The 15,080-nt window shown below is 64.5% G+C and carries 13 protein-coding genes; 7 read left to right on the top strand and 6 right to left on the bottom strand.

The genetic code is table 11. The annotated features are described in order from the left end of the window. Positions 1-156: 156 nt before the first annotated feature. Positions 157-1,401 carry an ABC transporter substrate-binding protein gene (locus I6F33_RS19550; RefSeq protein WP_192893276.1) on the bottom strand — a complete coding sequence of 415 codons (1,245 nt, stop codon included), beginning with the start codon at positions 1,399-1,401 and terminating at the stop codon, positions 157-159. Between the two features lie 89 nt (positions 1,402-1,490). Then, positions 1,491-2,306, bottom strand: a complete 816-nt coding sequence (locus tag I6F33_RS19545; protein ID WP_109144481.1) for a putative hydro-lyase — start codon at positions 2,304-2,306, stop codon at positions 1,491-1,493. A gap of 120 nt (positions 2,307-2,426) precedes the next feature. On the opposite strand from I6F33_RS19545, the gene I6F33_RS19540 reads away from it, so the two are divergent. The 5 genes from I6F33_RS19540 (at position 2,427) to I6F33_RS19520 (ending at position 7,442) form a co-directional block, all read left to right on the top strand. Next, the gene (locus I6F33_RS19540; protein WP_036004923.1) at positions 2,427-3,344 is read left to right on the top strand and encodes a LysR family transcriptional regulator; all 918 of its coding nucleotides are present in this window, start codon (positions 2,427-2,429) and stop codon (positions 3,342-3,344) included. A gap of 32 nt (positions 3,345-3,376) precedes the next feature. Beyond that, positions 3,377-4,627 carry a Zn-dependent hydrolase gene (locus tag I6F33_RS19535; protein WP_109144482.1) on the top strand — a complete coding sequence of 417 codons (1,251 nt, stop codon included), beginning with the start codon at positions 3,377-3,379 and terminating at the stop codon, positions 4,625-4,627. A gap of 12 nt (positions 4,628-4,639) precedes the next feature. Next, the gene (locus tag I6F33_RS19530; RefSeq protein WP_036004881.1) at positions 4,640-5,551 is read left to right on the top strand and encodes an NAD(P)-dependent oxidoreductase; all 912 of its coding nucleotides are present in this window, start codon (positions 4,640-4,642) and stop codon (positions 5,549-5,551) included. Positions 5,552-5,562: 11 nt separating this feature from the next. After that, positions 5,563-6,636 carry a malate/lactate/ureidoglycolate dehydrogenase gene (locus tag I6F33_RS19525; RefSeq protein WP_225143801.1) on the top strand — a complete coding sequence of 358 codons (1,074 nt, stop codon included), beginning with the start codon at positions 5,563-5,565 and terminating at the stop codon, positions 6,634-6,636. A 164-nt stretch (positions 6,637-6,800) separates the two neighbouring features. Beyond that, positions 6,801-7,442 carry a suppressor of fused domain protein gene (locus tag I6F33_RS19520; RefSeq protein WP_225143800.1) on the top strand — a complete coding sequence of 214 codons (642 nt, stop codon included), beginning with the start codon at positions 6,801-6,803 and terminating at the stop codon, positions 7,440-7,442. Positions 7,443-7,575: 133 nt separating this feature from the next. On the opposite strand, the gene I6F33_RS19515 is transcribed toward I6F33_RS19520, so the two are convergent. Beyond that, a complete protein-coding gene (locus I6F33_RS19515) occupies positions 7,576-8,649 on the bottom strand; it encodes a tartrate dehydrogenase (RefSeq protein WP_225143798.1) in 1,074 nt (357 codons plus the stop codon). A 153-nt stretch (positions 8,650-8,802) separates the two neighbouring features. Between I6F33_RS19515 and I6F33_RS19510 the strand changes: the two genes are divergently transcribed. Next, entirely contained in the window at positions 8,803-9,579 is a 777-nt protein-coding gene (locus tag I6F33_RS19510; protein WP_157281184.1) for an SDR family oxidoreductase, read from the top strand. A gap of 125 nt (positions 9,580-9,704) precedes the next feature. Beyond that, positions 9,705-11,123, top strand: coding sequence for an amidase family protein (locus tag I6F33_RS19505; RefSeq protein ID WP_225143796.1), 1,419 nt, complete (start codon positions 9,705-9,707; stop codon positions 11,121-11,123). Positions 11,124-11,235: 112 nt separating this feature from the next. Here I6F33_RS19505 and I6F33_RS19500 read toward each other — a convergent pair whose 3' ends face one another. From I6F33_RS19500 to I6F33_RS19490, 3 genes are all read right to left on the bottom strand, one after another. Then, the gene (locus I6F33_RS19500) at positions 11,236-12,672 is read right to left on the bottom strand and encodes a hypothetical protein (protein WP_225143794.1); all 1,437 of its coding nucleotides are present in this window, start codon (positions 12,670-12,672) and stop codon (positions 11,236-11,238) included. A 100-nt stretch (positions 12,673-12,772) separates the two neighbouring features. Further along, positions 12,773-13,882: an amino acid ABC transporter permease gene (locus I6F33_RS19495; protein ID WP_225143793.1), complete on the bottom strand. Its 1,110-nt coding sequence runs from the start codon at positions 13,880-13,882 to the stop codon at positions 12,773-12,775. A gap of 2 nt (positions 13,883-13,884) precedes the next feature. Continuing rightward, a complete protein-coding gene (locus I6F33_RS19490) occupies positions 13,885-15,066 on the bottom strand; it encodes an ABC transporter permease subunit (RefSeq protein WP_225143792.1) in 1,182 nt (393 codons plus the stop codon). Positions 15,067-15,080 lie beyond the last annotated feature (14 nt).

The raw sequence follows: 15,080 nt of genomic DNA, 5'->3' as shown, positions 1-15,080 counted from the left end.
GAAACGTCACGACAGGCTTCGTCATTGCGAGCGAAGCGAAGCAATCCAGGAATGTTTCCAGGGAAGCAGTCTGGATTGCTTCGTCGCTTCGCTCCTCGCAATGACGGTGGGAGCAGTTTGCTCCCACCCCGCCTGCTCCGCTGCCCTCCGCAGCTCTTACTTCATCGGCCAGATCGCCTCGGCGATCGCGGCCTGCGGCGGGAAGATGGTGACGAACTTGCCGCCGACATATTGCAGCAGCACCGGATCGGCGTCGTTGTTCTGGCCCATCTCGTCGAACTTGACGCGCTTCCAGGGCATGATGGTCTTTTCGCCCGGGATGTCGGTCGCGGCAAGCGCGTCGCGGATCTTCTCGCCGTCGGTCGACTTGGCGCGGCTGATGGCGTCGGCGAGGATGATCAGGCCCATGAACTGCCGCGAGGTGAGGTCGTTGAAATCCTTACCGGACCTGGCCTTGAACATCTCGTTGATCTTGCCGACCATCGGCCGCTTCTGCGCGAGGTCGAGCGAGAAGGTGCCGCGCGAGATCACGCCTTCGAGCTTGTCGCCGACGGCATCGTAGAGCGCCTTCTCGGAGAAGCCGGCGTCCTGCGCCACGATCGCATTCGGCTTGTAGCCGAGCTCGGCCATGGTCTTGACCAGGAGGATGCCGTCGGTGGTGTAGCTCGACGGCATCAGCACGTCGGCATTGGCGGTCTTGAGCTGCTGCACCTCGGCAGAGAGCGAGGGCGAGTTGGCGCGATACTTGATGTCGGTGACGATCTTATAGGCGCGCTCGCCGGCGATCTTGGTCTGGGCATTGCCGGAATCGGTGCCGAAGATGGTGTCCTCGTGGAACAGCGACAGCGTCTCGATCTTGGTGCCCTTCTTCTTCATGGCGTCGAAGAAGTCGAACATCGCAGCCGAGTACATCTCGTCGTGCGGCGAGGCGCGGAAGTAATATTTCAGGCCGCGGCGGTGCAGGCTCGGCGAGGAATTGTCGGCGGACAGGAACGGGACCTGATAGCGCTCGCAGATCTGGCTGACGGTGACGGCCACCGCGCTCTGGTAAGTGCCGACGACGGCGCAGACCTTCTCCTGCGTGATCAGGCGCTCGGCCTCGGCGCGGCCCTTCTGCGGATCGGCCTGGTGGTCGGCGAACACGAGGCGGATCTTGGCGCCACCGAGGCCCGGCAGGCCTTCGCCCTTCGCCAGCGGCAGGTCGAAATCGCTGTCCTTGTTGATGACTTCGAGCGCGGTCTCATAGGCCTTCTGCGCGTCGACGCCCTGCTGCGCGCTGCCGCCGGAGAACGGATAGATCACGCCGATCACGACTTCCGAACTCTGTGCGCGCGCCGCCAGCGGCACGAGGGCGGCAGTGGCGGTGGCCCCCAACAACACGTCGCGGCGAGTGATCGTCATGGCAAAGTCCCCTGTTACTGAATTTCGGCTGATCGAATGAAGCGATTGGTGGATGCGGTAAAGCCTGAAGAAGCAGCAGACGCTGCCCACTAAATCACGGCCATGTTTCTGTTCTTGAGATCGGTCACCAGCATCAGGCCGGGCGAATGCGTGATTGCAAACGGCAGCTTCGCGGCGTTGATGACCGATTGCGGCGTCACCCCGCAGGCCCAGAACACCGGAATCTCGTCGTCGGCGACCGGCACCGGATCGCCGTAGTCGGGCTTGGCGATATCCTTGATGCCGATCAGATGCGGATGGCCGAGATGCACGGGCGCGCCGTGCACGGCCGGATAGCGCGAGGTGATCTGCACCGCGCGGATCGCATCGGCCGGCTTGAACGGACGCATCGACACCACCATGGGGCCGGCGAACGGACCTGATACACCGCAGGCGATGTTGGTGCGGTACATCGGCACGCGCACGTTCTTCTCGATGTGGCGGATCGGCATGCCCTCCTCGAGCAGCGCCTCCTCGAACGAGAACGAGCAGCCGAGCACGAAGGTGACGAGATCGTCGCGCCAGTAGCCCTTCACGTCGGTCGGCTCATCCACGACCTCGCCATCGCGCCAGACGCGGTAGCGCGGCACGTCGGTGCGGATGTCGAGATCGGCGCCGAGCGAGGGGATGTAAGGGCTGCCGACATCGGACATGCCGATGATCGGGCACGGCTTGGGATTGAGCTGGCAGAAGCGGTGGAAGGCACCGGCATACTCCGCCGGCAGGATCGCCAGATTGCCCTGGACATATCCGGGAGCGACGCCGGCGGTGGAGGCGACCAGCCCCTCGCGGTAGGCGAGCCGGGCCTTGCGGCTCGGGAGGGCGTCGGGTGTTTCAGTTTGCTGCGCTGCCACCAAAACAGTCATGTGATCGACCTGCCTATAAACTCGACAAAGACAAGCCAACACCAAGCGTGCTATAAAGTCTAATCTTCGTTTCTAATCAATCTCGATAAATCTGATTTATCGATTGGGAAAATCCTTCCAATGCTGGACTTCAGGTCGATCGAGACGTTCCTATGGGTCGTGAAGCTCGGCAGCTTCCGCGGCGCCGCGCAACGCCTCAACACCACCCAGCCGGCGATCTCCCAGCGCATCGCCCAGCTCGAGCGCGAGATGGGCGTGAAGCTCCTGAACCGCGACCATCGCATCGCCTCCCCGACCCCGAGCGGCCGGCAGATGATGGTCTACGCGGAGAAGCTGATCGGCCTGCGCGCTGCGATGATGGCGGAGATCGGCGATGCTTCGGCGATGCGCGGCGTGATGCGGCTCGGCGTCGCCGAGACCATCGTGCACACCTGGCTGCCGCGGCTCGTCAAGAGCGTCAACGAGGTCTATCCGAACCTGTCGCTGGAGATCGAGGTCGACATCACGCCGAACCTCACCGCGCGCCTGCTCGCACAGGAGATCGAGCTCGCCTTCGTGGTCGGACCGCTGTCCGCCTCCGGCGTGCACAACCGCGTGCTCGCCGATTATCCGATCGGCTTCCTCGCGAGTCCCTCGCTCGGGCTCGGCAAGGGCCCGGTGACGCCGGCGGACCTCGCGCGGTTTCCGATCATCACCTTCCCGCGCAAGACCAAGCCCTACGAGGTCGTGCGCGAGGTGTTCGACCGGCCGGAGCTGCCGCCGATCCGCCTGCATGCGTCCGCTTCGCTGGCGACCGTCATCCACATGGCGGTCGAGGGCCTTGGCATCGCCGTGATCCCCGACGCCATCGTCGAGAACGAGCTCGCCGACGGACGGCTGCAGCTGCTCGACACCGATCTTTCCATCGCGCCGCTGACCTTCACCGCGAGCTGGCTGGCCTCGCCCGATGTCGTCGCCGTGGAGCGCGTCGCCGAGCTTGCACGGCAAATTGCGCAGAGCAGCCTCGCGGTTGACGCGCCCGCACAGGCGCGTCATTGAAAAAGGCGCCGGACAAAAGAGAGAACGACCGCATGAGCCGAGCCGCGACCAACCTGCAAATCGATTCCGCCCGCCTGTGGGGCTCCATCCACGAGACCGCGCAATTCGGCGCGACGGCCAAAGGCGGCGTGCGGCGGCTGACGTTGAGCCAGGAAGACAAGCAGGTGCGCGATTGGTTCCGCAAGGCCTGCGAGGATGCCGGACTGGAAGTCCACGTCGACGCGCTCGGATCACAGTTCGGCCTGCGCAAGGGCCGCGACATGTCGAAGCTGCCCGTCGGCATCGGCTCGCACCTCGACACCCAGCCGACCGGCGGCAAGTATGACGGCATCCTGGGAACGCTCGGCGCGCTGGAGGTGATCCGCACGCTGAACGATGCCGGCATCGAGACCGAGGCGCCAATCTGCGTCGTGAACTGGACCAACGAGGAAGGCTCGCGCTTCGCACCGGCGATGATGGCTTCCGCCGCCTATGTCGGCGACTTCACCACAGACGACATTTTGTCGCGCAAGGACGCCGAGGGCACCACCGTCGGCCAGGCGCTCGACGGCATCGGCTATCGCGGCGACAAGCCGGTCGGCTTCCAGAAGCTCGGCTGCTTCGTCGAGCTGCACATCGAGCAGGGGCCGATCCTGGAAGCCGAAGGCAAGACCATCGGCGTGGTCGATTCCGGCCAGGGCGTGCTCTGGTACGACGGCAAGATCTCCGGCTTCGAGAGCCATGCGGGCTCCACGCCGATGCCGCTGCGGCGCGATGCGCTGGCGACCTTGTCCGAAATCGTGCTGGCGATGGAGTCGATTGCGAGGAAGCACGGACCGAACGCCGTCGGCACCATCGGCGAGGCCGTCATCGCCAATCCCTCGCGTAACGTCATTCCCGGCGAGATCGCCTTCACCATGGACTGCCGCAGTGCCGATGGCGCCATCATGGATGCGCTCGACCGCGATCTGCGGGCGGCAATCGCCGAGATCGCCGCGCGCCGCAAGGTCGAGGTCAAGATCGATCTGGTATGGCGCAAGCCGCCGACGCATTTCGATCCGAAGCTGATTGCTGCCGTCGAGAACGCCGCTAAGACGCTCGGCTATTCCTCGCGCCGCATCACCTCCGGCGCCGGCCACGACGCCTGCAACCTCAACACGATCATGCCGGCGGCGATGGTGTTCGTGCCCTGCAAGGACGGCATCAGCCACAACGAGCTGGAGGATGCGACGCAGGGCGACTGCGCCGCGGGCACCAACGTCCTCATGCATACCGTGCTGGCAGTCGCCGGCGTCGCATCCTGAGCGGAGAGAACCATGCGCGGAGTTTTCGTCGACGCCAATGAATCGCTGGCCGTGATCATGGAGCGGCTGGGGAAGCCTGGTGATCCCAAGGTGCGGATCAACAGGAATCCCGACATCACGCCCGAGCAATATCCTGATATTCTCGACGGCGCCGAGATCGCGATCGTCGACCACACCGCACTGCCGACCGAAGTCGCGAAGAAATGCACCGGGCTGAAGCACGTCGTGTTCCTCGGTACCGGCGCGCGCAGCTACATGAATCCGGAAGAGCTCGCCGAGCTCGGCATCTCCGTGCATCTGATCAAGGGCTACGGCGACACGGCGGTTGCGGAATCCGCGATCGCGCTGATGTGGGCGTCGGCCCGCGTCATTGCGATGATGGACCGCGAGATGCGCGCCGGGAACTGGCTGCGGGAGGACGGCATGCAGCTCACCGGCAAGACGCTCGGCCTGATCGGCTTCGGCGGCATCGCCGCGGAGGTCGCGCGCATCGCGTCCGGCAGCGGCATGAAGGTGATCGCCTGGAACCGTTCGCCGAAGAGCTATCCGGGGGTCGAATTTACCGATCTCGACAGCGTGCTGGCGAGAAGCGACGTGGTGTCGCTGCACCTGCTGCTCAACGACGAGACGCGCGGCATGATCACGCGCGAGAAGATCCTTGCTATGAAACGCGGCGTCATTCTCATCAACACCGCCCGCGCCGCTGTTGTCGACGAGGCCGCCATGATCGAGGCGCTGAAGTCCGGCCATATCCGCCACGCCGGCCTTGATGTCTTCAACATCGAGCCGCTGCCCGGCGATCATCCGCTGACGAAGCTGCCGAACGTGACGTTGTCGGCGCATTCGGCCTTCCGCACACCGGAGGCGAGCGAGAACCTGATTGAAGCGGCGTTGGTCCATTGCCGCCGGATCGTGAAGGGATAAGAGCAACAACAATGGCCGAGTATCGCATCATCAAGGCTGAGCCGCTCACCAAGGCCATCCATGCCATCGTCAGGGCCGGCGGCTCCTCGGACCGCGAGGCCGAGCTCGTGGCCACCAATCTCGTCGAAGCCAATCTGAAGGGACACGACTCGCACGGCGTCGGCATGATTCCGCGCTACGTCCAGAGCGTCACGAATGGCGGCCTCGCCGTGAACTCGCACGTCAAGATCGTGCTCGACACCGGCCCGCTTCTCACCCTCGACGGCCTCACCGGCTACGGCCAGGTGATCGGACATGAAGCGATGGAGCTCGCGGCCGAGCGCGCCAAGCAGAACGGCGTCTGCCTCGTCGGCCTCTCCAATTCGCATCACATCGGCCGCATCGGCCATTGGGCCGAGCAGTGCATCGACCACGGCCTGGTCTCGATCCACTTCGTCAACGTGATCTCGCGTCCGATCGTGGCGCCCTGGGGCGGCAGCGACGCACGCCACGGCACCAACCCGTTCTGCGTCGGCATCCCGCGCGCCGGCAAGGACCCCATTGTGCTTGATTTCGCCACCAGCAGGATCGCGCAGGGCAAGACCCGTGTTGCCCATAACAAGGGCGTCGAGCTCGAGGCCGGCACGATCATCGATCACGAGGGCAAGCCCACGATCAATCCGCGCTACACCGTGATCCCGCCCTACGGTGCCATCCTCCCCTTCGGCGAGCACAAGGGCTCGGGCCTTGCGCTGGTGTGTGAAATCCTCGGCGGCGCGCTCTCCGGCGGGCAGGTGGTCAAGGGCTCCTCTGACGGCAAACACAACGTCCTCAACGGCATGCTCTCGATCGTCATCGATCCCGGCAAGCTCGGCACCGGCGAGAACCTTGCACGCGAAGTCGAGAGCTTCGTCGCCTGGCACACCGGCTCGCCGCCCGCGCCCGGCCTCGACAAGGTCAGGATCGCCGGCGAGCCCGAGCGCGAGACCAAGAAGAAGCGCCTGGCCGAAGGCATTCCGGTCGATCCGACCACCTGGCAGGAGATTCTGCAGGCCGGGAAGAAGTTCGGTCTGGACCAAGCGGCGATCGAGAAGATCGCGAGCTGATCGGAACGAGGCGCGTTCCTCGGCCTCGCCTCGCTCCTCATGCACAATCGCGCAAGCGAAGCTGGACGGCGGCGAAATGTCGACGTGCGCGCGGCGCGGGTTTGAACCGCCCCGCATGACCTTGCGACAATGCGGATATCCGATTGCATCCGTCCGAGGTTCGCATGCTCTCCCGTCTCGCAAAATTCGTGTCCGGCTCAAACCTTCCGTCGCCCGGATCCGATCTCTACCGGCAACGGCTCGCCATCTACGAGAGCGAGCTTGGCGAGCCCGAGCGCACATTCACTGATAACGCAGAGCGCCGCATCGACATCCACGCCTTCGGCCGCGATTTCGTCCCGGTCTGCCAGGAGGGCTCCGACGAAGGCTATGTCCTTCTCACCAACGGCATGAGCGAGCAACGGATGCACGGCGTCCCCGGGGACGCAAAGCCCCGGGCCGAGCTGATGTGGTACGTCCGCGAGCCGACGCAGGACGTTTGCGCCAATCTGCGCTGGCTGGCCAATCTGTCGTTCATCGACACGACCTGGTTCGGCTTCGGCCATCGCGTCGCGCTTCCGTGGCCGCCGGTTGCAGGAACGGACTTCCAGACGTTCCTCTTGCTCACACCGATCATCGGCCCCGACAAGGAGATCGCCGAAGCGCTTGAGATCGCCGGCGATCCGGTGGAGATCCTGACCGTGAACCTGATCTCGCATCAGGAGCTCGGGCTGATCAAGTCCAGGGGGCTGGATCCGTTGCTCGATCTGCTCGACGAGAACGATTATCCGCCGATCTTCGATCCGGCGCGGAAATCGTATGTATAATCGTAGGGTGGGTTAGCCGAAGGCGTAACCCACCACTGTGCGCATCCGCGGAGACAGAACAGGTGGGTTACGCCAGCGGACCGCGCTTCGCGCAGTCGCAGGCTAACCCACCCTACGCAGGATCACTCCCGCGCTAATCCACCATATCCGCAACCGCCTTGCCGCACGCCGTCGTGTCGGCATTGCCGCCGAGATCCTTGGTGCGCAGCGTGCGTTCGGCGAGCGTGCGCTCGATCGCCTCGACGATCGACTTGCCGGCTTCCTTCTCGCCGAGATGCTCGAACATCATCGCGCCGGACCAGATCATGCCGATCGGGTTGGCGATGCCCTGGCCTGCGATGTCGGGCGCCGAGCCGTGCACCGGTTCGAACACGGATGGGAAATCACCCTCGGGGTTGATGTTGCCGGACGGAGCGATGCCGATGGTGCCGGTGCAGGCCGGACCGAGATCGGAGAGAATGTCGCCGAACAGGTTGGAGCCGACCACGACGTCGAACCAGTCCGGATGCAGCACGAAGTTCGCGGTGAGAATGTCGATGTGGTACTTGTCCCACTTCACGCTTGGAAACTTCTTGGCCATCGCCTCCACGCGCTCGTCCCAATAGGGCATGGTGATGGAGATGCCGTTGGACTTGGTCGCCGAGGTCAGGTGCTTCTTGGGCCGCGACTGTGCGAGCTCGAAGGCGAATTTCAGGATGCGGTCGACGCCGGTACGGGTCATCACCGTCTGCTGCGTCACGAACTCGCGGTCGGTGTCCGGGAACATGCGGCCGCCGACCGAGGAATATTCGCCTTCGGTGTTCTCGCGCACCACCCAGAAATCGATGTCGCCGGGCTTGCGGCCCGCGAGCGGCGACGGCACGCCGGGCATCAGCCGCACCGGGCGCAGGTTCACGTACTGGTCGAACTCGCGGCGGAACTTGATCAGCGAGCCCCACAGCGAGACGTGGTCCGGGATCTTGGCCGGCCAGCCGACCGCACCGAAATAGATCGCATCGTGCTTTCCGATCTTCTCCTTCCAGTCCTCAGGCATCATCTGGCCGTGCTTCTCGTAATAGTCGTAAGACGAGAAGTCGAAATGGTCGAAATGCAGCGAGACGTTGTGCTTCTTCGCCGCCGCCGCCAAAACGCGCAGCCCCTCCGGCATCACCTCCTTGCCGATGCCGTCGCCGGGAATGACCGCGATCCGGTATTGTTTCTTGCTCATCGAGAACGTCCTTGGTTGGTCCGGCAGTCGCCGCCTTCTGACTGCACTGCAATGGACCAAACGCGGCGGCAGTGCAACGCTGCACTGCAATGTTGACCATGGCGCGGGCGAGCGCCTACTGATTTGATCCTGTTCCCACGAACGAGTACCCCCATGGATCTGCATCTGCGCGGGAAGCGCGTCCTGATCACCGGCGCGTCCAAGGGCATTGGCGCAGCCGCCGCCGAGGCCTTCGCCGAGGAAGGCGCGCATCTCCTCCTCGCGGCGCGTAGTGGCGATCAGCTCAAGGCGCTGGCCGACCGCTTGCGCGCCGCGCACCAGATCGACGCCACAACGAGCATCGTCGATCTGCGCAAGGAAGAGGACGTGGCTCGGCTGGCGAAAGAAGCCGCCGATATCGACGTGCTCGTCAACAATGCCGGCGACATCCCCGGCGGCTCGATCGACAAGATCGACGAGGCGACCTGGCGGCACGCCTGGGAACTGAAGGTGTTCGGCTATATCAACCTGACGCGCTACATCTACGCCCAGATGAAAGCCAGGGGTGGCGGCGTCATCGTCAACGACATCGGCGCGGCCGGCGAGAAGTTCGACGCCAACTACATCTGTGGCAGCGCCGGCAACGCCGCGCTGATGGCGTTCACACGTGCGCTCGGCGGCAAGAGCCTCGCCGACAACATCCGCGTGGTCGGCATCAATCCCGGCCCCGTCGGCACCGACCGCCACGTCACCCTGCTGAAGACTCGGGCCAAGCACCAATTCGGCGACGAGAGCCGCTACAAGGAATTTCAGAAGAGCCTGCCGCTCGGCCGTCCCGCGCATGCGCGCGAGATCGGCGACCTCATGGCGTTCCTGGCCTCGGATCGCGCCGGCTATACGTCGGGCGTGATCTACACGGTCGACGGCGGCATCAGCGCGGGGTGGGGTTAACTCTATCCTCGTCATTGCGAGCGCAGCGAAGCAATCCAGGAATGCCTCTGCAGCAACCAGTATGGATTGCTTCGTCGTTTCGCTCCTCGCAATAACGAGCTTCGAATAAGCACAGGAGTAAACTAGTGTCCCAGGATCTGATCCGCGAAACCGCCTGCACCGTCGTCGACAAGCTGCGCTCCGGCGACGTCTCGCCGCTCGAGCTCTTGGACGTGCTGGAGAAGCGCATCAACGAGGTCGACGGCAAGGTCAACGCGCTGCCGACGCTGTGCTTCGATCGCGCGCGGGAGAGTGCGAAGACACTGATGCAGAAGCCGGCCGGCGCGCGCGGGCTGCTCGCCGGGCTGCCGGTGCCGATCAAGGATCTGACCGACGTTGCGGGCGTGTTGAACACGCAGGGCTCGCCGATCTTCAAGGACAACATCCCCGCGAAGTCTGACCTTATGGTCGAGAACCTCGAGGCCAACGGCGCGGTCGTCTACGCCAAGTCGAACACGCCGGAATTCGGGGCCGGCGCCAACACTTTCAACGAGGTGTTCGGCGCGACGCTTAATCCCTGGGATACGAGGAAATCGGCCGCGGGTTCTTCCGGCGGCGCAGCGGTGGCGCTTGCGACCGGCATGGCCTGGCTCGCCCAGGGCTCCGACATGGGCGGATCCTTGCGCAGCCCCGCGGCCTTCTGCGGCGTCGTCGGCATGCGGCCGAGCATCGGCCGCGTCGCGCATACCCCAAAGTCCGGCATCGATCGCAATCTCGGCTTGGTCGGCCCAATGGCGCGCAACGTCGAGGATCTCGCGCTGCTGCTGGATGCCATGAGCGGCGACTATGCCGACGATCCGCTGTCGCTGCCGGCTCCCGCAACCTCGTTCCTGTCGGCGGCCCAGGCGGGCAAGAAGCCGAAGCGCATCGCCTATTCGCCCGATCTCGGCATCACCCCGGTCGACCCCGAAGTGAAGGCGATCACCCGCAAGGCCGCCGAACGTTTCGCCGAAGCCGGCGCCATCATCGAGGAGGCGCATCCGGACTGGCGCGAGGCGCATGAATGCTTCCACGTGCTGCGCGCCTTCGATTTCGCGATCACCAAGGCCAATCTGCTGCGCACCAAGCGCGACCTGCTCAAGCCCGAGGTGATCTGGAACATCGAGGAAGGCCTCAAGCTCACGGTCGAGCAGCTCGCGCGCGCCGAGGCGCAGCGCGTCGGCATGACGGCGCGGGCAGTCGAGTTCTTCAAGAGCTACGATCTGTTGCTGACGCCGACCACGATCGTTCCGCCCTTCCCGATCGAGCATCGCTATGTCGCCGAATGCGCCGGCAAGAAGTTCGAAAACTACGTCGAGTGGCTCGGCATCGTCTACGCCATCACGCTGGCCTGCTGCCCGTCTCTCTCCCTGCCCTGCGGCTTCACGGCCTCGGGCTTGCCGGTCGGCGTCCAGGTGGTCGGCGCGCCGCGCGCTGATGCGCAGGTGATCGCCGGAGCGAAGGTGCTGGAAGACATTCTGGGCCTGCGCGGCACCACGCCGATCGATCCGAAGGTGAAGAACTAGCCTCACTCTTGTGCCCCGGACGCAGCGCAGCGCTGGAGCGCTGCCACTTGTCCGGGACACGAGACCTCACCTCCCGCTGGTCGCCTCCAGGCTGGGACGGTTGCTCGATTCGCTATTTGGCGATTGGGCAGGAGCCGGGATTATCGCAGCGAGGGGGCGTCGATCGCGTGGTGCCGGTCGCCTCGTCGGAGCTCGGGCCCACCGCCCCGTTCAGAATGACCGAGACACGCCATCGATATGTTGTTTGCGGCGTCAGACCGGAGTCTCCAAAGCTAGCGCCTGTCACGTCGCCAACCGCTTGGAACGCACCATCGGGCCCCGCACGCGAAACCCGGTAGGTTGTTCCGTCGTCCCCTGGAGACCAGGCCAGGTCAGCGCCGCTATCCGACGTATCGATCACCGTGAGCGACTGCGGTGCCGATAGCGAGGGCGCGATCGCGCCGGCGGGCGCCGCGGCAGCGGCCGTGAGCGCATCCAGCATCGCCTTGATCGCCTTGATTTGCGATCCGGACTTCGTGACGTAGCTATCCTGATGGTTGACGTAACTCCACCAATCCCAACAGGCCTGCGGATTGCTTGGCCAGTATGGGCTGGTCTTGGTCTGCGGATAGAGAATGATCAGGCGGTTCGTGTCCGCCCACTCATTGTAGCCGGCCTCATCCACGAATTTGCGTCCGATATCGGCGACGTCCTGCTTGCATCCGTGGAGCGCGACGTGGACGCGACACGGACTGCCCTGCTCGCAATCCCGGGGCACGAACACATAGCCGGTATCGCCCATGCTGAGCGCGTCGGGCAGATGCGGCGTCGTATAGATCGATTGATCAAAGCTCTTCACCGAACCTGCAAGCTGCGCGGCATTGGGCGGATTCAGGCGGCCGTAAATATGCTGCAGGATGACGCCGGCCTGGTCATAGCCGCATTGGTCGATATAGGGCGCCGTGTTGGCCTTGCACTCGTTGAGCCCGGGTGTGCCCTGTTTCGCCACGACGAACGAGTGGCCCGCGCCGAGCGTGGCCTGATAGAACAAGTTGCCGCGATTGGCATCCCCGAGATAGTGGCGATAGAAATCGGCGGCCGCATCGGTCGCGGCCTTGTCGACGATCGCGTCATTGTAGCCGTGAAAGAGATAGATCTTCTGCCTGCCGACATTGCTGAGAGGGTCGATCTCGCCCGCTGCGGCCTTCGCGTCGGCCTTTGCCGTAAAATCCTTCGGATTCAGATCCGACGCCGGCCCTTTCATGCATGCACCCGTGGCCCGCCGGATCGGCCCCCAGTACCAGGTGACGGCGTCGAACGCGTCCGCCTTCGCGCACCAGTAAGGGCCGCCTGCGACCACGCCGACGCCCTTGATCACCGACGACCACGCCGTGCCGAACTGAACGGCCATAAACGCGCCCGACGAAATTCCCGAAATCGAACTCTCACCGATCGGCGCGCGATAGCGCCGTAACCCCTCGGCGGCGCACGCTGACACGCCGAGAGTGGTCGCGAAGATCAGGACGCAAATCTGGGCGGCGGTGAATTGCCGCAAAACGGCCACGCGCATGACAGCCTCGCCAAATCGACCGCAGGAGCAACCTCTGGTATTAGAGATCAAGAGCGGCAATCGGTGCAAGCGCAAACAAGCGGCACCAAACGACAAACCGTCACTTCGGCGTTGTCGGCGCCTCCAGGCTCCGGCTGTAGCGCGACATCGCGAAGCAGAAGACGAAGTAGATCGCGGCCACGAAGATGTAGACCTCGACCGAAAACTGCTGCCAGGCGGGATCGATGATCGCGGTCTTGGCCGTCGTCAGCAGGTCGAAGATGCCGATGATCAGCACCAAGCTGGTGTCCTTGAAGAAGGCGATGAAGGTGTTGACCAGCGGCGGGATGACGTGGCGGATCGCCTGCGGCAGGATGATCAGCCGGTGCTTGCGCCAGTAGGACAGGCCGAGCGCGTCGGCGGCTTCATATTGCCCGCGCGGCACGGCCTGAAGCCCGCCGCGGATCACTTCGGCGAGGTAAGCACCGGCGAACAGGATGATCGCGATCTGAGCACGCAGCAGCTTGTCGATATTGAATCCGGCCGGCATGAACAGCGGAAACATCACGCTCGCCATGAACAGCAGGCTCACCAGCGGCACGCCACGGATCAGCTCGACATAGAGCACGCTGAGCGAGCGGATCGCCGGTAGCTTCGAGCGCCGGCCGAGCGCGACCAGGATACCGAGCGGAAAGCCGACGGCGAGACCGAACGTCGCCAGGATCAGCGTCACCGGCAATCCGCCCCAGCGATCCTGCGAGACGAAGGACAGGCCGAGCACACCGCCCCACATCAGCACGCTGATCAGCGCCAGTGCACCGATCCAGAGATAGACCAGCTCGCGCCGCCACAGCGCGCGCCGGGTCGAGAGGTAGTACAGCGCGATGAACAGCACGACCGACAGCGCCGGCCGCCATTGCTCGTCGAACGGATAGGTGCCGAACAGGATGAAGCGGTACTTCTCGGGGACGATGGCCCAGCAGGCTCCGAGGCCGCGCGCGGCGCGACAGGCGCTGGAATCGCTCGTGGGCGTCAGCCAGACCGCATTGGCGATGCCCCATTGCACGAAGCTGAAAATGCCTTTGGCGAGCAGCACCATTAGCAGGATGGTGATGATCCCATTCGGGATCGAGGAGAACAGGTTCTTGCGCAGCCAGTGCAGCACCGGATTGCCCAGCTGCGGTCGGCGAGTGGCCCGGGGTGCATCGGGGATGTCCGTGATCGCGGTCATGATCAGCGCTCCACCAGCGCGATGCGCGCATTGTACCAGTTCATGAAGAAGCTGATCGAAAGGCTGATGGTCAGGAACACCGCCATGATCAGCGCGATGGCTTCGATGGCCTGTCCGGTCTGATTCAGCGTTGTGTTGGCGATCGAGACCACGTCCTGGTAGCCGATCGCGACCGCGAGCGAGGAGTTCTTGGTCAGGTTGAGATACTGGCTCGTCATCGGCGGCACGATGACGCGCAGCGCCTGCGGCAGGATGATCTGCCGCAGCATGAAGCTGCGACGCAGGCCGAGTGCGTTGGCGGCATCCCATTGCCCGCGTGGCACCGACTGGATGCCGCTGCGCACGATCTCGGCGATGAAGGCGGAGGTGTAGGTCACCAGTGCGATCAGCAGCGCGAAATATTCCGGCGCGAGCGTCAGCCCGCCGACGAAATTGAAGCCGCGCAGCTGCGGCCACTCGACCGTCCAGGACACGCCGAGCACCAGCGAGACCGCCGCCGGCACCACGACGATGAGGCCGAGCGCAGACGGCCAGGCCGGCCGCGGCTTGCCGTCGCGCATCTGCTGTGCGACCAACCAGCGACGGAAGAGGAAGAACACCGCACAGCCCAGCACCGCGGTGCCGAGCACCGTGAGCTGCGGCGGACCGAACGGGATCGCAGGCAGGATCAGGCCGCGATTGGACAGGAATATGCCCTCGACGGGCCGCCAGGCGGCACGTGCAGCCGGCAGCGCCTGCATCAGCACGTACCAGAACAGTAGCTGGAGCAGCAGCGGGATGTCGCGGAGCGTTTCGACGTAGACGGCCGCAAGCCGCGACAGCAACCAATTGGCCGACAGCCGCGAGATCCCGATCAGGGTGCCGAGGATCGTCGCGAGCACGATGCCGATCACGGCGACGCGCAAGGTGTTGGCGACGCCGACGACGAAGGCCCAGAGGTAGGTATCCCCGGGATTGTAGGCGAGCAGGCTGTCGGCAATCGGCATGCCGGCCTCGCGGCCGAGAAAGGCGAAGCCGGTCGTGATGCGGCGGGCCGACAGATTGGTGACGGTGTTGGACCAGAGGAAGGCGATCACTGCGATCGCGATGCCGACCACCAGGACCTGCCAGAACAGGCCCTTCAATTGGTTGCGGCCGAGCACGAAGCGGCGGCGCGGCGGCGGCCTGGGATGATCGGCGGTCACAGCACAAAAATCCT

The organism is Bradyrhizobium sp. BRP20, from assembly GCF_020194215.1.
Classification (GTDB): domain Bacteria; phylum Pseudomonadota; class Alphaproteobacteria; order Rhizobiales; family Xanthobacteraceae; genus Bradyrhizobium; species Bradyrhizobium yuanmingense.
This window is presented reverse-complemented; position numbering and strand designations above follow the sequence as displayed.